Raw genomic sequence first — 21,334 nt, forward strand, 5'->3', positions numbered from 1 at the left:
TTTTTACTGGGCCGGGCTTTCCACCCGGTCCAGCATATCGCGGATCTTCTCGCCCAGTGCCCTGTAGGTAAAGGGCTTGGTCAGTAGCTCGACCCCCGGATCGAGCCGGCCATGATGGATGATCGCGTTGCGGGCATAGCCGGTGGTGAACAGCACGCGTAGCCCCGGCTGCTTCGCCTTGGCGGCGCGGGCAATGTCCGCGCCGGTCATGCCACCGGGCAGCACCACGTCGGTGAACAGCAGGTCGATCGGCTCGGCCGCGGCATCCAGCGCGGCGAGGGCGGTCGGGCCATCGCCCGCCTCGATCACGCGATAGCCCAGATCGCGCAGCACCTCGACCGAATAGGCGCGGACATTCTCGTCATCCTCGCACACCAGGATCACCTCCTGCCCGGCCTGCGGACAGGGCGGGGGCGGCGCCTGCACGATCTCCTCGGTCACCGGCAGCAGGCCATGATAGCGCGGCAGATAGATTTTCACCGTCGTGCCCTGGCCGGCCTCCGAATAGACCCGGACATGGCCGCCCGACTGTTTGACGAAGCCATAGACCATCGACAGGCCAAGGCCGGTGCCGCGTCCGACATCCTTGGTGGTGAAGAAGGGTTCGATCGCGTGGGACAGTGTGTCGGCGTCCATGCCCATGCCGGTGTCCGACACACAGATCAGCACATATTGGCCGGGCGTGATTTCCTGCTCGGTCGCGGCATAATGGCTGTCGAGATGGGTGTTGGCGACCTCGATCGTCAGCTTGCCGCCCTGCGGCATCGCGTCGCGCGCATTGACCGCCAGGTTGAGCAGCGCATTTTCCATCTGGTTGACGTCGATCTCGACCGGCCAGACCCGCGGGCTCTGCACCGTTTCCACTTCGATCATCTCGCCCAGCGTCCGATGCAGCAGGTCAGACATGCCAGCGATCAGCCGGTTGGGGTCGACCCGGTCGGGGGCCAGGGGCTGGCGGCGGGAAAAGGCGAGCAGCCGCTGGGTCAGTATCGCCGCCCGTTCGGCCCCGGCCATGGCATTGTCGGCGGCGCGGCGCAGGCGCGGCTGGTCGTCGGGCAGGGCGCGTTGCAGCAGGTCCAGATTGCCGGTGACGATCTGCAGCAGATTGTTGAAATCATGCGCAACGCCGCCGGTGAGCTGGCCCAGCGTCTCCATCTTCTGCGCCTGGCGCAGCGCGGCTTCGGTTTCGGCTAGGGTCTGGGCGTCGGCGCGATGCCGGGTCACGTCGCGGGCGACGCAATAGATGAGGTCGCCCTCGGGCACGGCGGTCCAGCTGAAGATGCGATAATCGCCCCGCTTGGTGCGGAACCGGTTTTCGAACCGGATGGTCGGATGACCGTCGGCCAGATCCTGCACCTCGCCGCGCGTCCGCTTCACATCGTCGGGATGCTCCATCCATTCCGATGTGCGGCCGATCAATTCCTCCTGCGACCAGCCCAATATGTCGGTCCAGGCGGGGCTGGCGGACAGCCAGATCCCCTCGCTGTCGGCGATCAGGAAGGGGTCACGCGCTAGTGCCCAGAGGCGGTTGCGGTCGGCGCGTGCCTCGCGCTCGGCGAGCACGCGCACCGTGGTTTCGCTGACGATGCACAACACGCCGCCGATTGACCCATCCAGTTCGAACACCGGCGAATAGGAAATGTCGAAGAAGACCTCCTCGCCCCGCCCGCCGTCGCGCTCTATATAAAAGGGGCGGTCCTTGGCATGGAAGGTCTCGCCCGTGTCCCGCACCGATTGCAGCAGCGGGCCAAGATCATCCCACAGCTCGGCCCAGCCTTCGCGGGCCGGGCGGCCAAGCACGCGCGGATGCTTGTCGCCGATCGTGGGGGCATAGGCTTCATTATAGAGGGCGCAATAATCCGGCCCCCAGAACAGCACGATCTCCGCGCGCGACGACAGCATCAGCCGCACCGTCGACACGAGCGATGGCGACCAGTCCGATGCTGGCCCCAGAGGCGACGACCCGTCGATCGTCGCGGTCAGGGCGCCCATCGGCCCCTGTTCGGCGATCATGTCGGCAATGTCCCTCTGCTGGCTCATCATAACCCTGTCGTTGCAATGCGTTGGTGGGAGACGCCCGTGCGCCGATTTGTATCCCCCGGCGATGGCAGCCCCATGACCTTTTGTCCCAGTCCGTGCCTCTTGAATAGGGGGCGGCATGGGCGCATGGACCGGGCATGACACGTTCTTCCCCGACCGCGTTCAGCGCGGCTCCGCGTCCCGTCGCCATTGCCCGCTGGCTGCTCATCGTGGCGGCGCTGGTCTTCTGCATGGTGGTGGTGGGCGGCATCACGCGCCTCACCGAATCCGGCCTGTCGATCACCCAGTGGAAGCCGATCACGGGCGCGATCCCGCCCTTGACCCACGACCAGTGGATGGAGGCGTTTCGCGACTATCAGCAGATCCCCGAATATAAGGAGATCAACAAGGGCATGAGCCTGGCCGCCTTCCAGTTCATCTTCTTCTGGGAATGGCTGCACCGGCTGCTCGGCCGCCTGATCGGCGTCGCTTTTGCCCTGCCACTGATCTGGTTCGCGGCGCGGCGGGCGATCCCGGCTGGCTATGGCTGGCGCCTGGTCGCGCTGCTGGCGCTGGGCGGGTTGCAGGGCGCGATCGGCTGGTGGATGGTGAAGTCCGGTCTGTCGGTGCGCACCGATGTCAGCCATTATCGGCTGGCGGTGCATCTGCTGACCGCGCTCTTCATCATCGGTGGGCTGATCTGGACCGCGCTCGACCTGCTGGCGCTGGCGCGCAATCCCTATGCCCGGCCCGCCGCGTTGCAGCCCTTTGCGCTGGCGACCCTGCTGGTGCTGCTTGTCCAGCTGATGTTCGGCGCTTTCACCGCGGGCCTCGACGCCGGCTATGTCTCCAGCACCTGGCCGCTGATGAATGACCATCTGGTGCCCGAAGGCATACAATGGCTCGGCTCGCTCTGGGCGACCGTCTCCAGCGATCCCTATCTGGTCCATTTCATCCACCGCTGGTGGGCCTGGGTTGCGGCGGCGATGCTGATCATCCTGGCGCGCAAGGCCAAGGCGGCGGGCCATCGCGGCGCGTCGATCGCGATCAACGCGGCGGTCGGTACGCAGGTGCTGCTGGGCATCGCCACCGTCATCAGCGGCATCGCCCTGCCGCTGGCCGTGCTGCACCAGGCGGTCGGCGCGCTGGTGGTGGCTTCCGCCGCCTGGGGCGCCCATGCGGTGGGATCGCGCCGGGCATGAGCCCTGAGCGGAACGAGTTGATGCTGGTCTACAGCCTGTTCGGATCGGCCGAGCAGGCGCGTGCCGTCGCCCGCACGCTGGTCGCGGAGAGGCTGGCCGCCTGCGCCAATATCCTCGGTCCCTGCACCTCCATCTATGAATGGCAGGGCAAGGTGGAGGAAGGCGCCGAAGTCCCGGTTCTGTTCAAGACCAGCGCCGACCGGCGCGCCGCGCTGATGGCCCGGATCGCGCAGCTGCACGATTATGATGTGCCGGCGATCCTGGCGCTGCCGGTCGATGCCGCCCATCCACCCTTTGCCGTCTGGGTCGCGGAGCAACTGGCATGAAGCGGGCGATCGCCTTCCTGTCGCTGGCGCTCGCGTCGCCGGCACTGGCCGCCCCGGTTGCGATCGGCTTCGCGCCGCCGACCGGGCAGGATCTGCTCTACCGCATCGAACAGCATCGTCCGGTCGAAGGGCGCGACAGCCTGTTTCGTGCCGACCGGGCTCTGCGGTTCGAGAAGGCGGGGGATGGCTATATCCTGCATGTCACGCTGCGCAGCCTGGACAGCGATGCGCCCGGTGCGGGTGCCGATGCCTATCGCGCCGCCCTGTCGCCGCTGATCGGGGTGGAGCATCGCTTCCGCCTCGATAGCCATGGCAAGATTGTCGGCCTCGACAATGTCGATGATGTCCGGGCGGCGATGGAGAAGGCGCTCAATGCCATGGTCGCCAGGGCGCCGGAGGGAAGTGCAGGGCAGCGCACGGCGAAGAATGTCCTGACCCTGCTGGATGGTCTCACGCCCGAGGGACGGCTGGCGCTGCTGTCGGGCGAGGTGCAGCCACTGCTGCTGTTCGTTGACAGCGAAGTTGACGATGCCAGGCCGCGCGGCGTGCGCACCATGGCTGGCCCGCCACTGGGCCGGGCCGTCGCTGTGGAAGGCGAGTCCACCGTTGCCGCCCATGACGGCAACCGCCTGACCTTGCAGGAGGATCTGCAGGGGGAGGGCGCCCATGTCGCGATGCGCTATATCGTGTCGGCGCAGACGGGACTGGTCGATGCGCAGGAGCGCAGGCTAACCCTAGGCGCCCAGACGCTGACCGAAAAGCGGAGCCTGACCGTCTCCGGCAAGTGAGTGGTATTATTTTACCCGTCGTGAAAGCCGCCGAATCTCTTGACTTGTCGGCCCCCAAACGTCATTAGCGCCCATCTTCCGGCGACCCTAGGGTAGCTGGTTCACTGTTCATTCTTGGAGAATTGGCACCATGAAGGCGCTGATGAAGACCACCAAGCCGGCAACCCCGGCAACGGTCGAAAAGAAGTGGATCCTGATCGACGCCGAAGGGCTGGTCGTGGGTCGTCTCGCTTCGACTGTGGCGAATATCCTGCGCGGCAAGCACAAGCCGAGCTTCACCCCCCATGTCGATTGCGGTGACAATGTCATCATCATCAACGCGGGCAAGGTCAAGTTCACCGGCCGCAAGCTGACCGACAAGGTTTACTACAAGCACACCGGTTATGCCGGCGGCATCAAGGAAACCACCCCCCAGAAGATCCTGGAAGGTCGTTTCCCCGAGCGCGTCCTGGAAAAGGCCGTCGAGCGTATGATCCCCCGTGGTCCGCTGGGCCGCCAGCAGATGCGCAACCTGCGCATCTTCGCCGGCACCGAGCATCCGCATGAAGCCCAGAACCCCGAAGTGCTCGACTTCGCGTCGCGCAACCGCAAGAACAAGGTGGGTGCATAATGTCCGATAACCGTCAGTCCCTGTCCGACCTCGCGTCGCTGGCCACTGCCGCTCCTGCCGCTGCCCAGGCTGCCGTCGAAGGCGAAGCGCCCGTCGCTGCCGCGCCGGTCCAGCCCTCGGCTCCGCTGCGCGCCCAGGAAATCGACGGCCTCGGCCGCGCCTATGCCACCGGCCGCCGCAAGGACGCCGTGGCCCGCGTGTGGGTGAAGCCCGGCACCGGCAAGATCACGGTCAACGGCCGTGACCAGGAAGTCTATTTCGCTCGCCCGACCCTGCGTCTGGTCATCAACCAGCCCTTCGGCGTCACCGACCGTGAAGGTCAGTATGACGTGATCGCCACCGTCAAGGGCGGCGGTCTGTCGGGCCAGGCCGGTGCGGTCAAGCACGGCATCGCCCAGGCTCTGTCGAAGTATGAGCCGGCGCTGCGCAGCGCGGTCAAGGCCGAAGGCTTCCTGACCCGCGACAGCCGCGTCGTCGAGCGTAAGAAGTACGGTAAGGCCAAGGCCCGCCGCAGCTTCCAGTTCTCGAAGCGCTAATCCGCTTCGCGACTGCCGCGAATTTCGAGAAGGGGCCGGTTTTCCGGCCCCTTTTTCTTTGCGCGTGATGCTTCCCCTTGAGCGCTTCGCCGCGATGCCATAGCCTTTGATCAAACGGGGCTTAGTGCAAAAGGAAGTTCGGGGGGAAATGAGACATTTTGGGTGGTTGGCGGCTTCGGCGGCCATGACGGTTGTGGCGCCTGCCTTTGCCGGAGAGGTGCCGCTATATCAGCCGGCCCCCGGCTGGATCGACAAGGCGGCGATGCCCAAGCTCGCGGCTGATGGCGATCCGCCTTCGATGATGATCCTCGACAGCCAGCAGCGGGTCGAGAAGGGCCAGCTGTGGAACTATGCCGACATCGCCACCCGCGCCGGTTCGGCCGAGGCGCTGACCCAGTTGTCGTCGCTGACGCTGCCCTGGGCGCCGGACAAGGGCGACCTCATCATCCATGAACTGTCGATCCTGCGCGGCGATCAGGTGATCGATGCGCTGGCCAGCGGCAAGAAATTCACCGTGCTGCGCCGCGAGCAGGGGCTGGAAGCGTTGCAGATCAGCGGCATCCTGACCGCGACCATGGCGGTCGAAGGGGTGCAGGTGGGCGATGTGGTGCGGCTGCGCTATTCGACCACCAGCAAGGATGATGCGCTGGGCGGCCATGTCCAGAATGTCTCGGCCCTGCCGGCCGCGCCGCTGCGGCTGGGCTATGGCCGGGTTCGCCTGCTCTGGGACGATGCGGATGCGCCGCGCTGGAAGCTGCTGGCGAGCGGCGTCGATGCCAAGCCGGTCAAGAAGGGTGGCCTCATTGAGCTGAGCTTTGCCGTGCCGCTGGCCAAGCAGCCGGAAATGCCGGCCGACGCGCCGACCCGCTTCACCCATCCGCCGCTGTTCGAACTGTCGACCTTCGCCAGTTGGGCCGATGTGTCGAAGACGATGGCGCCGCTCTATGCGACCGACGGACTGATCGTCGATGGATCGCCGCTGGCGGGCGAACTGACCAAGCTCAAGGCGCTGCCGGGATCGCCCAAGGAAAAGGCGGCGGCGGCGCTGCAACTGGTGCAGGACCATGTCCGCTATCTGATGGTGGGCATGAATGGCGGCAATTATGTCCCGCAGAAGCCGGCCGAGACCTGGACGCTGCGCTATGGCGACTGCAAGGCGAAGACGCTGCTGCTGCTTTCGCTGCTGCGCGGGCTGGGGATCGAGGCGGAGCCGGTGCTGGCCAGTTCGACCCTGGGCGATTCCGTGCCGGAACGGCTGCCCACGGCCGCGGCCTTCGACCATGTGCTGGTGCGTGCGGTGATCGATGGCCAGTCCTACTGGCTCGACGGCACGGGCCTGGGATCGCGGCTGGAGGATATCGGCGATACGCCGCGCTTCGGATCGGTGCTGCCGGTGCGCACCGCCGGCGCTGAACTGATGCCGATCCAGACCCATGCCAATGCCCGGCCAACGATCGACGTCAGTGTCGAGGCCGACGAAAGCGGGCATGAGAAGCTGCCGACCGTGTTCGATGCCAGGGCGGTACTGCGTGGGCAGATCGCGACGATGATCAGCACCGGTCTTGGCCAGATGGATGCCAAGCGGCGCGACGAGATGGTGCAGGGCTTTTTCAGCGAGCAGGTCGGCACCGCCCAATATAGCCAGGTTGGCGTCACCACCGATGCGGCCTCGGCCACCGTCACCTTCACCGCCCATGGCGTCACCAGTTCGCCCTGGAAGCTCAGCGACCGGCGCTATCGCCGCGACGCCAGCAAGCTGATCGACGAGATCAGCTTCGCGCCGGACCGGGCACGCCCCGCCTGGCTGGCGATTCCGGTGGCGACGAGCGCGCCGATCGGCATCCGCTATCATCTGCGCCTGCGCCTGCCCCAGGGCGGCAAGGGCTATGCGATCGAAGGCGAGCAGGGCCTCAGCAAGACGGTGGCGGGTTATGACCTGCGCCGGACCGTGCAGCTGAAGGACGGGGTGCTGGATGTCGAGGAGCGGACCGACGCCACCGGCGTCGAGATTGCGGCCGATCGCCTGCCCGACGAGCGCGACGCGCTGGCGACGGTGCAGGCGATGTCGCCACATGTGATCGGCCCGGCCAAGCCCACCTATTTGTGGGATTACAGCCCGGCGACCATCGCCGCCTGGCCGCAGTCCAAGGCGGTCGAGGCGACCTTTGCCAAGGCGATCGCCGCCGATGCGGAGGACGCGACCGGCTATTCCAGCCGCAGCAATTTCCGCTGGGGCATTGGCGACTACAAGAATGCGCTGGTCGACCTGGACAAGGCGATCGGGATCAAGCCCGATGTCGACCTCTATCTGCAGCGCGCCTATCGCCGGTTCCAGACCGGCGACGTGACCGGCGCGCTGGCCGATGGCCGGATGGCGCGCCAGCTCGACCCGGCGTCGGGCGCGGCGGTCGGCACGGTCGCGACCTATCTGGCGGAAAGCGGCAAGCTGGACGATGCACTGGGCATGGTCGACGCCAAGATCGCGATCGGTGGCGAGGCGCGCGACGGCTATCGCAGCTTCAAGGCGACGCTGCTCGGCACCTATGGCGATCCGGCCAAGGCGATCGAGATCATCGATGCGCAACTGGCCGAAAAGCCCGGCATGACCGGGCTGTTCAACGAGCGTTGCTGGGTCAAGGGATCGCGCAATGTCGAACTGGACAGTGCGATGCAGGATTGCACCAAGGCGGTGGAGCTGAGTTCGGGCAGCATGGCCGCGCTCGACAGTCGGGCGATGCTGTGGTTCCGCATGGGCCGGTTCGACGATGCGCTGCGCGACCTGGATGTCGTCGTCGCGCAGGAACCGGGCAAGGAGCCGAGCCGCTACATGCGCGGCATCGTGCTGCACCGGCTGGGCCGGGCGAGCGAAGGGGACGCGGAAATCGCGGTCGCGCGCCGCATCGATCCGCGCATCGACGCCGTCTATGCCCGCTACGGGATCAAGCCCTGATTTTGTCGTGACGCCCGCGTTTCGATGGAAACCTTTCCCCCTGTCGGATGGTTGACAGGGGGAAAGCCACTTCCAAGGAGAAACCATATGGGTGAAATGACCGACAAGGTGAAGGCTGCGGGCAACAAGGCCGCCGGTGCCACGAAGGAAGCGATCGGCAAGGCCACGGATAATGAACGCCTGGAAGCCGAAGGCAAGCTGCAGAAGGCTAAGGGTACGGCCCAGGATGTGGCTGGCTCGGTGAAGGGGGCGCTCGGCGACAAGATCTGACGCCCCGCCATCTGCACGATCGAAGAGGCTCCGCCGACAGGCGGGGCCTTTTTCGTTTCTGTCCTATCTGGTTAAGCTCATGCTATAAGAACGGGGCCGCTTTCCGATAGGATCGCGGCCCCGCAATATTATGTCAGAATGTGCGGGAAATGTGCGAAGTTAAGCCTGTTCCGCCAGATAGGCCTTCACGTCGCGGCGCAGCTCGCCGGCGCACAGATAGAGGGCGATGACATTGGGGATCGCCATCAGGAAGAAGCTGCTGTCGACGATGCCGACCACCCGGCCAAGGTCGATCGCGGCGGCCGGGGGCAGGGCGACGACATAGAGGATCTTGTAGACCCACTGGGCGCGCGGCCCGTTGCCGAACAGATAGCCCCAGGCCTGAAGACCATAGAAGCCCCAGGCGACCAGTGTCGAATAGGCGAAGAGGAAGACGACGACGGCGAGCAGCCAGGGGAACCAGGGCGACACCTTGGCAAAGGCGGCGGAGGTGATAGCGATACCCTCCAGCCCATTGTTCCAGGTGCCCGCGACGACCAGCGCGAGGCCACCCAGCGCGCAGACGATCATCGTGCCGAGCAGCGGTTCGAGCAGGGCGACAAGCCCTTCGGATACCGGATGGCGGGCACGGGCCAGGCTGTGCGCCATGACGGCGGAGCCGACGCCCGCCTCGCTGGCGAAGACCGCGCGGCGCATGCCCGCGACAAAGGCGCCGATCGCGCCGCCGGTGGCCGCGTCGCTGGAAAAGGCGCCGTGCCAGATCAGCGCAAAAGCGCCGGGAATGGCGTCGGCGTGGAGGATCAGGATCGCCGCGACGCCGCCCAGATAGACGGTGACCTTGAGCGGGGTCAGGCGCTTCGACACCTCGCCCAGCCAGGCCGCGCCGCCCATCGTCACCAGCGCGACGGCCGCCGCGATGAACACGCCATAGGCCCAGCCATTGGTCATGCCGGTGACCACCTTCACCTGGGCGAAGCTCTGGTTGACCTGCACCATCGGGATCGCGCCGAACAGGGCGAAGAAGGCATAGGCGCCGCCGAGCACCAGGCCGATCTTCGGCCAGCCGCGCGCCGCGCCGACGGCTTTGAGCACATACATCGGCCCGCCATGGACATGGCCGCGTTCGTCGAAGACCCGATATTTGAGTCCCAGCGTGACCTCCGCCATCTTCACCGTCATCGCGAACCAGCCGATGATGAACATCCACAGGATTGCGCCCGGCCCGCCCATGGTCAGTGCCACCGCGACGCCGGCGATATTGCCGAGGCCAATGGTGCCGGACAGGGCGGTGGAGAGCGCGCCCCACTGGCTGACATCGCCCTTCGCCTCGCCCTCATGCGGCTGGCTGCGCAGGATGCGGATCGCCCGGCCGACCTGGGTGACATTGGGGAAGCCCAGCCAGATGGTGAAGAACAGCATGGGGAGCGCCAGATAGAGCACGATCAACTCGATCTGTGCGCCGAACAGGGGAACCTTGAAGAAGACCGCGCTGGACAGCGCGTCGACGGCGGCATTGAAATTTTCCATGCGGCGGCGATGCCGGGACAGCGGTGGAAAGTCGATCAAAGATTGCTATGGGGGAGGTGAGTTTTACCCATAGCCGCCCCGGGGCAGGATCGCATGAGCAGACAATATTTCGGCACTGACGGTATTCGTGGTCGCACCAACCAGTGGCCGATGACGCCGCAACTGGCGATGAAGGTCGGCATGGCGGCCGGCACCCATTTCCAGCGCGGCAGCCATCGCCACCGGGTGGTGATCGGCAAGGATACCCGCCTGTCGGGCTATATGGTCGAAAATGCGCTGGTCGCGGGCTTTACCGCGGTCGGCATGGACGTGGTCCAGTTCGGGCCGATCCCGACGCCGGCCGTCGCCATGCTGGCCCATTCGATGCGCGCCGACCTGGGCGTCATGATTTCGGCCAGCCACAATCCCTATTATGACAATGGCATCAAGCTGTTCGGTCCGGATGGCTACAAGCTGTCGGACGAGGATGAGCTGAAGATCGAGGCGCTGCTGAACCAGGACGTGCCGCTGGCCGCGTCCAAGGATATCGGCCGCGCCCGCCGGGTCGAGGATGCGCGGGGCCGCTATATCCATGCGGTCAAATCGAGCTTCCCTGCCGACCTGCGGCTCGACGGCCTCAAGATCGTGGTCGACTGCGCCAATGGCGCCGCCTATCAGGTCGCGCCGTCGGCCTTCTGGGAGCTGGGCGCGGAAGTGGTCGCCGTGGGCGTCACGCCCAACGGCACCAATATCAATGACGGATGCGGATCGACCTCGCCCTTGCTGTGCCAGGAAACCGTCGTCTCCTCCGGCGCCGACATCGGCATCGCGTTGGACGGCGACGCCGACCGGCTGATCGTGGTCGATGAAAAGGGCCAGATTGTCGACGGCGACCAGATCATGGCGCTGATTGCCTCTAATTTCGCCCGCGCCGGCACGCTGCGCGGTGGCGGGCTGGTGGCGACGATCATGTCGAACCTGGGCCTCGAACGCTTCCTGACCGGGCAGGGTATCGGCCTGGAGCGCACCAAGGTGGGCGATCGCTATGTGCTGGAGCGGATGCGCGAGGGCGGCTTCAATGTCGGCGGCGAACAGTCCGGCCACATGATCCTGTCCGACTATGCGACGACCGGCGACGGTACGGTCGCGGCGCTGCAGGTGCTGGCCGCCTTGGTACGTTCGGGCAAGCCGGCGAGCGAGACGCTGCACCAGTTCGATCCGGTGCCCCAGCTGCTCAAGAATGTCCGATTCGCCGGCGGCAAGCCGCTGGAGGATGAGACGGTGCAGCGCGTGATCGCCCAGGCCGAGGCGGAACTGAACGGGTCGGGCCGGCTGGTCATCCGCCCGTCCGGCACCGAACCGGTGATCCGCGTCATGGCCGAGGGCGACCGCGAGGATCAGGTCAAGGATGTGGTCGAGCGCATCTGCGCCGCGGTCGAGAAGGCGGCGGCCTGATGCTTGAAATGCGTCCCGATTGCGAACGCTGCGGCACTGACCTGCCGGCCGATGAGCCCGGCGCGTTCATCTGTTCGTTCGAATGCACCTATTGCGCGCCCTGTGCCGAGGCGCTGGACGATCGCTGCCCCAATTGCGGCGGGGAACTGATGGACCGGCCGACCCGGATGGGGAAGGCGCTGGCGAACAACCCCGCCTCCACGGAGCGCAAGTTCAAGGGATGAGCGTGCCCCGCATTCTCATCATTGCCGGGTCGGACAGTGGCGGCGGCGCCGGTATCCAGGCGGATATCAAGACGGTTACGCTGCTGGGCGGCCATGCCATGACCGCGATAACCGCGATCACCGCGCAGAACACGCTGGGCGTCCAGGGCGTCCACCCGGTGCCGACCGAGATGGTGCTGGCGCAGATGGAAAGCTGCATCGCCGACATCGGCGTCGACGCGGTCAAGATCGGCATGATCGGTTCGGCGCAGACGGCGGCAGCGGTGGCCGAGCGGCTGGCGTTGCTGGAGCATGTGCCGATCGTCTTCGACCCCGTCATGGTCGCGACCAGCGGATCGCTGCTGGCCGACGATGCGACGATCGCGGCGTTCGAGCGGCTGATGGCGATCGCCACGCTGGTGACGCCCAATATCCCCGAACTGGCGGCGCTAGGCGGCGAGGAAATCGCGATCCGTTTCGCCACCCATGTGCTGGCCAAGGGCGGCCATGGCGAGGGGCCGATGCTGACCGACCGGCTGATCGGGCCGCAGGGCGTGCGCAAGGCGTGGAGCAATGCGCGGATCGACACGCGGCACAGCCATGGCACCGGCTGCACCCTGGCGAGCGCGATCGCGACCGGCCTGGGGCAGGGGCTGGACCTGATCGAGGCGGTCGAGCGTGGCCGCAAATATGTGCGCGAGGCACTGGCGCTGGCGCCGGGGCTTGGCGCGGGCCATGGCCCGATGGGCAATCCCTTCGGCTTCCACGCCTATGCCTGATTTTGCGCATGAACTGATCCATCATCCCGGCCTGGTCGCCGGGGTGGACGAGGCCGGGCGTGGGCCGCTGGCGGGGCCGGTGGTCGCGGCGGCCGTCATCCTGCGGCAGGAAGATTGCCCCGAAGGGCTCAATGATTCCAAGAAGCTGACCGCCAAGCGCCGCGCCGTGCTGGAGGGCGAGATCAAGGCGCGGGCGCTGTGCTGGGGGCTGGGCGTTGCCAGCGTCGCGGAGATCGATGAGCTGAACATCCTGTGGGCGACGATGCTGGCCATGACCCGCGCGGTCGAGGCGCTGTCGCAGGAGTGCGCCCATATACTGGTCGATGGCAATCGTTGTCCCAATTGGCGCTGGCCCTCGACCGCAGTGGTGGAGGGCGACGCCAAATGCCTGTCGATCGCCGCCGCATCGATCCTGGCCAAGGAAGAGCGCGACCGGATCATGATCGCGGCCGCCGCCGACCACCCGCATTATGGGTGGGAGAGCAACAAGGGCTATGGCAGCGCCAAGCATATGGTGGCGCTGCGTGAGCATGGCCCGACGCCGCTGCATCGGCGCAGTTTTTCGCCGGTGGCGCAACTGCTGCTGATCTGACGATGCTGTCCCGTCGCGGGGCGGGATGGGGATGATTTGAGGGCTGGCGCGGGTGTGGCGCATGCTTAAGAAGGGATTCATGTCCTTCGCCCGTTTCGGCCTTTCCAGCCTGTTCCTGCTTGTTGGCGCGCTGTCGCTGCCGGTGCAGGCGGCCGCGCCGGTCAAGCGCGCGCGGCCGGTGGCCAGGGCTGGTGCGCTGGCGCCGGGTGGCTATCGCTGGCTGGAGGAAGGGCCGCTCGACGGGCCGATCCATCTGGTCATCAGCATCGATCGGCAGATGGCCCATGTCTATAGCGGCGACCGGTTGGTCGGCATGGCGAGCGTGTCGACCGGCATGGCCGGGCATAGCACGCCGACCGGCGACTATCCGATCCTGCAGAAGAATCAGTGGCACCGGTCCAATCTCTACAGCAATGCGCCCATGCCCTTCATGCAGCGGCTGACCTGGGACGGGATTGCGCTGCATGCCGGACATAATCCGGGCTATCCGGCCAGCCATGGCTGCATCCGCCTGCCCTATGCCTTTGCCCAGAAGCTGTTCGGCATGACCAGCCTGGGCGGGCTGGTGACGGTGACCAGGGATCGGCTGCATCCCTCGCTGACGATCGAGCAGATGGCGGCGGCGGATGCCATGGCCAAGGTCGCTGCGCCGGCCCCGGCAAAGCCGGTGCTGGATATCGACCCGATCATCTTCATGCCGAGGGTATCGCGAAGGTAAGCGATCAGCGCTGGGCCAGTACCGAACGCCGCATCGAATAGCCGAAATAGAGCAGCGCGGCCGCACCAACCCAGACCGCGAACAGCGCATAGGTGTCGGCCGGCAGGCCGAAGATCAGATAGGCGCAGAAGAGCGTGCTGGCGATCGGCAGGACCGGATAGAAAGGCACCTTGTAGCCGCGCGGCAGGTCCGGCCGGGTGCGGCGCAGGATGATGACGCCGATCGACACGGTGGCAAAGGCGATCAGCGTGCCCATGCTGGTGAGGTTGACCAGCACGTCCAACGGCACGAAGGCGGCGAGCAGGGCGACGCCGATCGCGACGATCCACGTATTCTGGCGCGGCACATGGCGCACCGGATCGACCCGGCAGAAGAAGGCGGGCAGCAGCCCGTCGCGGCCCATGGCATAGAGGATGCGGGTCTGGCCGTAGATCACCACCAGAGTGACGCTGAAGATCGAGGCGATGGCGCCCAGCGACAGGATCACCGCCGGCCAGCCCGCGCCGGTGAGGTTGTGGAGGATGACGGCCAGGCCCGCTTCCTGCCCGGCAAATTCGGTCCAGGGCTGGGCGCCGATCGCCGCGACCGCGACCAATATATAGGCGGCGGTGACGATCAGCAGCGACAGGATGATCGCGAGCGGCAGGTCGCGGCGCGGATTGCGCACTTCCTCGCCGGCGGTCGAGACTGCGTCGATGCCGATATAGGAAAAGAAGATGGAGGAGGCAGCGGCGCCGATGCCGATCATGCCCGTGGGCGCGAAGGGATGGAAGTTGGTCGGCTGGAAATGGGCGAGCGCGACCGCCACGAACAGCGCCAGCACGGCCAGCTTGGCGATCACCAATATGGCGTTGGCGGTGGTCGATTCTCGCGTGCCGCGCAGCAGCAGGATGAGGCACAGGCCCACCAGCAGCACGGCGGGCAGGTTGACGATGCCGCCTGCGCCCGGCGGCCGGGCGATGATGTCGGGCAGGCGCCAGCCGGTGCTGATCGAGAGAAGCTCGTTCAGATATTGCCCCCATCCCACGGCGATGGCGGAGGCGGAGACGCCATATTCCAGCAGTAGGCAACTGCCGATCAGGAAGGCGGCAAGTTCGCCCATGGTGGCATAGGCATAGGAATAGGAGGAGCCCGACGCCGGCACGGCCGAGGCCATTTCGGCATAGCAGAGCGCGGTGAGCGCGGCGGTGATGCCGGCGATGACGAAGGACAGGGTGACCGCCGGCCCCGCTTCGGGCACGGCGGTGGTCAGGGCGACGAAGATGCCGGTGCCGATGGTCGCGCCGACGCCCAGCATGGTCAGCTGGAACAGGCCGATATTGCGGGCGAGCGGTTTGCTGTCCGGATCGTCGCCGATGAAGTCGAGCACCGGCTTGCAGCGCAGCAGCGCGATCAGGAGCGGATGGCGGGGCGATCGGTTCGTCATGCTCCGCCGCTGTCATGCCGGACGCGGGAAGGCAAATGAATATCGTGTGAGATTGGAGCGGCGGGGCCGGTGAGGGCGCGCGATTGTCGGCGGGCCGCCGCTGGGCTAGGCAAGGGTTTGTTGGCCGCCGACCTGTGCGGCTTGGGATGGATGATCGAGCCTTGATGGATCAGAAGCAATTGCCCGGCGCGCGGAAATGGGCGCGATCCATGCTGGTGGTTGCAGCGGCGATGCTGCTGCCGGCGATGGCATCGGCAGCGGATGTGCCGAGCGGCGGCACCATATCTGTGTCCATGCAGGAGGATGCGAGCGGGCAGGCGGGCGCGGCCGACGCCTTTGTCGATGCGGCCACCCTGGCCCTGTCGGACAAGGGCTTCACCTTGCTGGACGATGGCCATGCCGCGCTGGTCATGGAACTGGTCATCCGCGCGTCCGAGGTCGGGACAGGGACCGGCAAGGTCGAGAAGAGCAATTCCGACCTGATGCCCGGCGGCGTGTCGGGCGCGGTGGGATCGAGCCTCTCGCTGGCGGTGCCGTCCGGCAAGACGCGCCATGTGGCGCTGGAACGCACCGAGCTGGAGATGCGCCTGCATCGGCGCGGCGACTCGGCGGTGATCTGGAGCGGCAGCGCCGTGACGGTTCGCCCGGCCGACAAACGGGCTAGTGCTGCCACGGCGCTGTGCAACGCGCTGCTGCGTGCCTATCCCGAGCAGCCCGAAACGGTGATCGGCGTCCCCTAGATTTTCGCGATCACCTCTTCGCCGATGCGGGCGGCATTGTCGCACCATTGGGAACGGCTGCGGCCCTTGACCGTGACGCCGCAGGCGGTGACGCCGAGCTGCGCATAGATGCCGATGCGGTCGACGATCTGCTGGTTGGAGAGATCCTCGCCAGGCTTGTTGACGCCGCCCAGGATCACGTCGGGCAGGTTTGTGCGACCGACCTGCGCCGCATAGTCGCGCATATAGGCGATGCCGGCCTGAAGATCGGCCTCATTCTCCATTGCGGCAGTGCGGGTGGTGGCGCTGTTGACGCCGCCGCCGGCGGTGAAGAAGGGGTTCCAGCCATCGGCGAGATCGACCACGCGGCGGATTGCGCGCCTGGCATTGCCGCCGACATAGAGGGGCAGGCCGGGCTTTTGCGGCGATCCGGGAATGATGCGGTTGCCGAACGCCTGATAGCCGGCCCCTTCAAAGGCGAATTCTTCGCCGGTCGTGGCGGCGCGGATGGCGCGCAGATATTCGTCCATGAGTTCGTTGCGCTGGTCGAAATCGACGCCGAGCGCGCGATATTCGCCCTTGAGATAGCCGGCACCCACGCTGAGCGTCACCCGGCCGCCGGCGAAGGCGTCGAGCGTGGTGATGTCGCGCGCGACGATGAAGGGGTTGCGATAGGGCAGGACGAGGATGCCGGTCTGGAGCCGCAGCGTCGTGGTGTGGGCGGCGAGCAGGGCCAGCATGACGAAGGGCGACTGGGCATGATGGCCGCCGGCGTCGAGCCAGCGGCCGGTCGGCACCGGATGGTCGGTGACGAGGCCGGCGTGGAAGCCGGCCTGTTCCACCGTGCGGCCGATTTCGGCGACCGCGGCCATCGTACCGAACTCGTCGGGCAGGTCGGCATGGTCGAAGGGCAGGGGGACGTTGATCTTCATGCGTCGGACACTCCATGCGGTTCGACCAGCACCCATTGGCGGGCGGCATTGCGGACCCAGCCGGACGAGGCCCAGCTGCCACCGTCGACCGGCAATATGGTGCCGGTGATGTAGCTGCTCATCGGCGAGGCGAGGAACAGGGCGGCCTGGCCGCATTCGCGGTCGATGCCGGGGCGGCGCAGCGGGATGCGGCGGGCGGTGGCATCGGCCATGGCGGGCCGCACGGGGAACCAGGTGGCTTCGTCCACCGGGCCGGGGGGATTGCCGCGCGTGCCCGGCGTGGTGGTGAAATCGGGCGCGATCGCGTTCACGCGGATGCCATGATCGGCCAGCTCCAGCGCCATGGTCCGGGTGAAATTGTTCATCCCCGCTTTGCACGCGGCATAGACGGCATAGCCGGGCGCAGCGCGCGATCCTTCGATGCTGGAGACGTTGATGATGGTGCCGCCGCGCCCGCCCGCGATGATGTGCGGCACGGCGGCCGAGGTGGCGGCGAGCATCGAGACGAGGTTGAGGTCGATATGGCGGCGCCAGCTATTCTGGCTCTGGTCGAGAAAGGGTTTACGACTGACGCCACCGGCATTGTTGACGAGGATGTCGATCCGGCCAAAGCGGGCCTGGGCGGCATCGACCATTGCCGCGACCTGATCGGGCTGGGCCATGTCGGTCGGGATGGCGAGGCAGGCGCGGCCATGTTCCGCAACGCGCGCCGCCACTTCCGCGCCGCGTTCGGGGAGGATGTCGGCGATGACGATGTCGGCGCCGGCCTCCGCCAGGGCGAGCGCGATGGCGCGGCCGATGCCCGCGCCGCCGCCCGTGACGATGGCGACCTGATCGGTGATGCGGCACTGGTCTGGCGCCATGGCGCGATCCTCTTCCCCTTTTGGCCGTCAGTTCGCGGCCAAGGGGGAAGGGGAGTCAATCGCGTGCCCGGTCATATCGACCGGGCGATGGCGCTTATTGGGCGGTCCAGCCGCCGTCGATCGAGAGATTGGCGCCGGTGATCTGGGCGGCGGCGTCGCTGCAGAGATAGAGGGCGGTGGCGGCGACCTGTTCGGCGGTGACGAACTGCTTGGTCGGCTGGCCGGCGAGCAGCACGTCGTTCATCACCTGCTCGCGGGTCATGTTCCGCGCCTTCATCGTGTCGGGAATCTGGTTCTCGACCAGCGGGGTCCAGACATAGCCCGGCGAGATGCAGTTGGCGGTGATGCCGAAGGTGGCGACTTCCAGCGCGACCGTCTTGGTGAAGCCGTTGAGGCCATGCTTGGCCGTCACATAGGCGCTCTTGAAGGGGGATGCGACCAGCGAGTGGGCCGAGGCGGTCTGGATGATCCGGCCCCACTTCTTGTCCTTCATGTACGGGATGGCAAGGCGTGTGGTGTGGAAGGCGGCATTGAGGTTGAGCGCGATGATGAGATCCCATTTGTCGATCGGAAACTCCTCGACCGGGGCAACATGCTGCATGCCGGCATTGTTGATGAGGATGTCGACGCCGCCGAACGCATCGGCGGCTTCCTGCATCATCGCCTCGATCTGGTCGACCTTGGTCAGGTCATGGCCGCTGTAGAGCGCCTTGGCGCCCGAGAGGGCTTCAAGGTCGAGCCGTTCCTTCTCGATCGCCTCCGCATCGCCAAAGCCGTTGATCACGACATTGGCGCCTTCGCCGGCCAGCGCCTTGGCATAGGCAAGCCCGATGCCCGAGGTGGAACCGGTGATCAGGGCGGTCTTGCCAGCGAGGGACTTGCTCATGCCATTTTCTCCTTGAGATGATCCGGCGCGTCGAGATCGAAGGTCGCGCTCTTTCCGTCGAGAATGTTGCGGGCGATGAGGTCGCCCTTGTGCATCACTTCCTCCACCGCCTCGCGGCCCTGGCTCCAATGATCGAGCATGGTCGCGCGGGAAAATTCGAAATCCTTCGCGCCGCTTTCCCAGGCGCGGGTGCGGTAGATGAGGTGGACGATGTTGACCGAGCCGCCATCGAGCATGTCGCGCAGCTTCTGCGCCTCCGGCCCGTCCTGCAATTCGGGCGGCAGCTTGTCGAGCAGCGCCTTGATCGCGCCATGTTCGCGGCGCAGGCGGAGATACTGGTCGGTCACCTGGCGGGTGCGGCTGCTATACTGGATGTCCTTCATGCGCGAATAGACATCGGTCATCTGCCGCGGCATCGGTCCTTCGGCCGGGAAGAGATCGACCTGGAATACCAGCATGTCGTCGGTCTGGTGGTTGAGGACATGGGCGAGCGGGGTGTTGGAGACGATGCCGCCATCCCAATACCAGCGCCCATCGATCTCGACCGGGGGAAGACCGGGGGGCAGCGCGCCCGAGGCCATGATATGGCGGGCGTCGATGCGGGTGTTGCCGCCCGGTCCGCGCGTGTCCCAATAAGCGAAATTGCCGGTCTCGACATCGACCGCGCCGACCGACAGCCGGACCGGGCCATCATTGAGCAGATCCCAGTCGACGCAGGCGTCGAGCGTGTCCTTCAAGGGCGCGCTGTCATAGAAGCTGATCGCGCCGGCCGATCCTTCGGGCATCAGCGGCGCGGGCCACAGGCGCGGGCGGAACATGCCCGGCACGCCCAGCGTCGCGACCGTGCCGGCGGCCATCAGATGGGCGGCTTCGCGGATATGGTCGATTTCCGGCAGGATCATGTTGGGCATGCCGCCCGAGACGGTCAGCCAGAATTTCTTGAGCTGGCTCAGGCGCCGGTGCGGCGGGTTGCCGGCAATGATCGCGGCATTGACCGCGCCGATCGAGATGCCCGCGACCCAGCTGACGTCGACCCCCAGTTCATCGAGCCGCTGATAGACGCCGGCCTGGAAGGAGCCGAGCGCGCCACCCCCCTGCAACAGCAATGCGACTTCGCGGGGGAGGGGGAGGGGCGTGGTGGCGCGGCGGCGCGGTCGGGATTCGGTGTCGGCCATGTCGCACTGCAATATAGGTTTTGGTCCGGCCATTCCAACTTAATGTCTCGTAACAAACTCGTTCCCGTCGATGGAACGTGCATCGTCAGCCGATGGTTTGCAGCTAGCCGGTTATGAAGTAGGCACGGGAACAGGATGCGAGGGAGGCCAGGGTGCGGCTCGACGACGAACAGGAAAGCAGCAATTTCGAGGTGCAGGACGGACGCGGCGGCGGTTTCGGCGGCGGCGGCGGGATGGGTGGCCTGGGATTGCTGCTGCCGCTGATCGGCAGTCGCTTCGGCTGTGGCGGCATCGTCGTTGTGCTGATCATCCTGGCGGTGATGGGCGTCAATCCGCTGAGCCTGCTGGGCGGCGGTGGCGGCGTGCAGCAGCAGGCGCCGCAGAGCGCGCCGGCGGGCAGCCAGGATGCGAGCAAGCTGACCGAGATCCAGCATTGGTCGTTGAAGGTGCTGGGATCGACCGAGCGGGTCTGGGGCCAGATCTTCAAGGAAGCGGGCCAGACCTATCAGCCGACCATCCTGTCCTTCTATGCGCAGAGCGGCACGTCGGGCTGTGGCGCGGCGCAGAGCGCGATGGGGCCATTTTATTGCCCGAACGACCAGAAGGTCTATCTCGACACCGATTTCTTCACCGAATTGCGCGACCGCTTCGGTGCGCCGGGCGATTTCGCCCAGGCTTATGTGATCGCGCATGAGGTGGGCCATCATGTCCAGGATCTGGAAGGCACACTGGGTCAGGTGAACCAGCAGCAGCGCCGCGTCAGCGAGGCGCAGGGCAATGCGCTGCAGGTGAAGGTGGAACTGCAGGCGGACTGTTATGCTGGCGTCTGGGCCAAGCGCACGGGCCTGATGGAGCCGGGCGACCTGGAAGAGGGGATGAAGGCGGCGCAGTCGATCGGCGACGATACACTGCAGAAGTCGGCCGGGCGCCGGCCGGTGCCGGAAAGCTTCACCCATGGCACCAGCGAGCAGCGCATGAGCTGGCTACGCAAGGGACTGGACAGTGGCGATCCGGCCCAATGCGATACGTTCAAGGGGACGCTGTAGGCGCGATCAATGTTCGGCGTTGGGGGAGCCTGGCGGCGGCGAGTCTGATGACCCCGGACTGACGGACGCGGCCGTGTCCAGCTGCGGCATAATGCTGGGTTGGCCGGCATCGGCCATCGGTTCGCCCGAGGACGGGACAGCAAAGTCCTGGGGCGCACCGGGGGCGACGGGGGGAGGCGGCGGCGCAACCGGCGTGGCGACCGGCTGTGCCTCGCTAGGCTGGGCGATTGGCTGGTGATGCGGCGCGAAATTCTGCAGCGCCAGGACGATCATCGGTGCGACCACCAGCGTGCCGCCGGCAAAGACCTTGTACATCATCGATTGACCCGCATT

Annotated in this window: 22 protein-coding genes; 14 read left to right on the forward strand and 8 right to left on the reverse strand. The window is 66.4% G+C overall.

Annotation, left to right across the window (positions count from 1 at the left end):
* Positions 1-3: 3 nt before the first annotated feature.
* Positions 4-2,040 (reverse strand): hybrid sensor histidine kinase/response regulator, encoded by a 2,037-nt coding sequence (locus tag JQK15_RS13160; RefSeq protein WP_251007739.1) that lies wholly within the window; start codon positions 2,038-2,040, stop codon positions 4-6.
* 137 nt (positions 2,041-2,177) lie between these two features.
* Here JQK15_RS13160 and JQK15_RS13165 point away from each other — a divergent pair, with 137 nt between their 5' ends.
* The 7 genes from JQK15_RS13165 (at position 2,178) to JQK15_RS13195 (ending at position 8,701) form a co-directional block, all read left to right on the forward strand.
* A complete protein-coding gene (locus JQK15_RS13165) occupies positions 2,178-3,221 on the forward strand; it encodes a COX15/CtaA family protein (RefSeq protein ID WP_136187926.1) in 1,044 nt (347 codons plus the stop codon).
* Positions 3,218-3,547, forward strand: a complete 330-nt coding sequence (gene cutA, locus JQK15_RS13170) for a divalent-cation tolerance protein CutA (RefSeq protein WP_214866019.1) — start codon at positions 3,218-3,220, stop codon at positions 3,545-3,547. Before JQK15_RS13165 ends, cutA begins: the two co-directional genes overlap by 4 nt.
* The gene (locus JQK15_RS13175) at positions 3,544-4,335 is read left to right on the forward strand and encodes a hypothetical protein (RefSeq protein WP_214866020.1); all 792 of its coding nucleotides are present in this window, start codon (positions 3,544-3,546) and stop codon (positions 4,333-4,335) included. Before cutA ends, JQK15_RS13175 begins: the two co-directional genes overlap by 4 nt.
* A 130-nt stretch (positions 4,336-4,465) precedes the next feature.
* Positions 4,466-4,945 (forward strand): 50S ribosomal protein L13, encoded by a 480-nt coding sequence (rplM, locus tag JQK15_RS13180; RefSeq protein ID WP_004210974.1) that lies wholly within the window; start codon positions 4,466-4,468, stop codon positions 4,943-4,945.
* Positions 4,945-5,481, forward strand: a complete 537-nt coding sequence (gene rpsI / locus JQK15_RS13185; protein WP_214866021.1) for a 30S ribosomal protein S9 — start codon at positions 4,945-4,947, stop codon at positions 5,479-5,481. Before rplM ends, rpsI begins: the two co-directional genes overlap by 1 nt.
* Before the next feature lie 184 nt (positions 5,482-5,665).
* The gene (locus tag JQK15_RS13190) at positions 5,666-8,431 is read left to right on the forward strand and encodes a DUF3857 domain-containing protein (RefSeq protein WP_214866022.1); all 2,766 of its coding nucleotides are present in this window, start codon (positions 5,666-5,668) and stop codon (positions 8,429-8,431) included.
* An 87-nt stretch (positions 8,432-8,518) separates the two neighbouring features.
* Complete coding sequence (locus JQK15_RS13195) at positions 8,519-8,701, forward strand: CsbD family protein (RefSeq protein ID WP_007713182.1); 183 nt, start codon at positions 8,519-8,521, stop codon at positions 8,699-8,701.
* Positions 8,702-8,860: 159 nt separating this feature from the next.
* On the opposite strand, the gene JQK15_RS13200 is transcribed toward JQK15_RS13195, so the two are convergent.
* Entirely contained in the window at positions 8,861-10,228 is a 1,368-nt protein-coding gene (locus tag JQK15_RS13200; protein WP_214866023.1) for an alanine/glycine:cation symporter family protein, read from the reverse strand.
* 93 nt (positions 10,229-10,321) lie between these two features.
* Between JQK15_RS13200 and glmM the strand changes: the two genes are divergently transcribed.
* The 5 genes from glmM (at position 10,322) to JQK15_RS13225 (ending at position 13,954) form a co-directional block, all read left to right on the forward strand.
* Positions 10,322-11,662: a phosphoglucosamine mutase gene (gene glmM / locus JQK15_RS13205; protein WP_004210979.1), complete on the forward strand. Its 1,341-nt coding sequence runs from the start codon at positions 10,322-10,324 to the stop codon at positions 11,660-11,662.
* Entirely contained in the window at positions 11,662-11,886 is a 225-nt protein-coding gene (locus tag JQK15_RS13210; RefSeq protein WP_010337632.1) for a DUF1272 domain-containing protein, read from the forward strand. The genes glmM and JQK15_RS13210 overlap by 1 nt, the downstream gene beginning before the upstream one ends.
* The gene (gene thiD / locus JQK15_RS13215; RefSeq protein ID WP_214866024.1) at positions 11,883-12,644 is read left to right on the forward strand and encodes a bifunctional hydroxymethylpyrimidine kinase/phosphomethylpyrimidine kinase; all 762 of its coding nucleotides are present in this window, start codon (positions 11,883-11,885) and stop codon (positions 12,642-12,644) included. Before JQK15_RS13210 ends, thiD begins: the two co-directional genes overlap by 4 nt.
* Positions 12,637-13,236 carry a ribonuclease HII gene (rnhB, locus tag JQK15_RS13220; protein WP_214866025.1) on the forward strand — a complete coding sequence of 200 codons (600 nt, stop codon included), beginning with the start codon at positions 12,637-12,639 and terminating at the stop codon, positions 13,234-13,236. Before thiD ends, rnhB begins: the two co-directional genes overlap by 8 nt.
* Before the next feature lie 79 nt (positions 13,237-13,315).
* A complete protein-coding gene (locus JQK15_RS13225) occupies positions 13,316-13,954 on the forward strand; it encodes a L,D-transpeptidase family protein (RefSeq protein WP_214866026.1) in 639 nt (212 codons plus the stop codon).
* A 4-nt stretch (positions 13,955-13,958) separates the two neighbouring features.
* Here JQK15_RS13225 and JQK15_RS13230 read toward each other — a convergent pair whose 3' ends face one another.
* Entirely contained in the window at positions 13,959-15,380 is a 1,422-nt protein-coding gene (locus tag JQK15_RS13230; RefSeq protein ID WP_214866027.1) for an APC family permease, read from the reverse strand.
* Between the two features lie 164 nt (positions 15,381-15,544).
* Here JQK15_RS13230 and JQK15_RS13235 point away from each other — a divergent pair, with 164 nt between their 5' ends.
* Positions 15,545-16,120, forward strand: coding sequence for a hypothetical protein (locus JQK15_RS13235; RefSeq protein WP_214866182.1), 576 nt, complete (start codon positions 15,545-15,547; stop codon positions 16,118-16,120).
* Here JQK15_RS13235 and JQK15_RS13240 read toward each other — a convergent pair.
* From JQK15_RS13240 to JQK15_RS13255, 4 genes are all read right to left on the reverse strand, one after another.
* A complete protein-coding gene (locus tag JQK15_RS13240) occupies positions 16,117-17,031 on the reverse strand; it encodes a TIGR03619 family F420-dependent LLM class oxidoreductase (protein WP_214866028.1) in 915 nt (304 codons plus the stop codon). The two genes, JQK15_RS13235 and JQK15_RS13240, sit on opposite strands and share 4 nt — an antisense overlap.
* Positions 17,028-17,894 carry an SDR family NAD(P)-dependent oxidoreductase gene (locus tag JQK15_RS13245; protein ID WP_214866029.1) on the reverse strand — a complete coding sequence of 289 codons (867 nt, stop codon included), beginning with the start codon at positions 17,892-17,894 and terminating at the stop codon, positions 17,028-17,030. The genes JQK15_RS13240 and JQK15_RS13245 overlap by 4 nt, the downstream gene beginning before the upstream one ends.
* A gap of 94 nt (positions 17,895-17,988) precedes the next feature.
* Complete coding sequence (locus JQK15_RS13250; protein WP_214866030.1) at positions 17,989-18,780, reverse strand: 3-hydroxybutyrate dehydrogenase; 792 nt, start codon at positions 18,778-18,780, stop codon at positions 17,989-17,991.
* Entirely contained in the window at positions 18,777-19,955 is a 1,179-nt protein-coding gene (locus JQK15_RS13255; protein ID WP_004210996.1) for a patatin-like phospholipase family protein, read from the reverse strand. Before JQK15_RS13255 ends, JQK15_RS13250 begins: the two co-directional genes overlap by 4 nt.
* Positions 19,956-20,107: 152 nt before the next feature.
* Between JQK15_RS13255 and ypfJ the strand changes: the two genes are divergently transcribed.
* The gene (ypfJ, locus tag JQK15_RS13260; protein WP_214866031.1) at positions 20,108-21,001 is read left to right on the forward strand and encodes a KPN_02809 family neutral zinc metallopeptidase; all 894 of its coding nucleotides are present in this window, start codon (positions 20,108-20,110) and stop codon (positions 20,999-21,001) included.
* A 6-nt stretch (positions 21,002-21,007) separates the two neighbouring features.
* Here the strand turns inward: ypfJ and JQK15_RS13265 are convergent, their stop codons facing one another.
* Positions 21,008-21,319 carry a hypothetical protein gene (locus JQK15_RS13265; protein ID WP_251007740.1) on the reverse strand — a complete coding sequence of 104 codons (312 nt, stop codon included), beginning with the start codon at positions 21,317-21,319 and terminating at the stop codon, positions 21,008-21,010.
* Positions 21,320-21,334: the final 15 nt, after the last annotated feature.

The organism is Sphingobium sp. BHU LFT2 (assembly GCF_018604485.1).
Taxonomy (GTDB): domain Bacteria; phylum Pseudomonadota; class Alphaproteobacteria; order Sphingomonadales; family Sphingomonadaceae; genus Sphingobium; species Sphingobium yanoikuyae_A.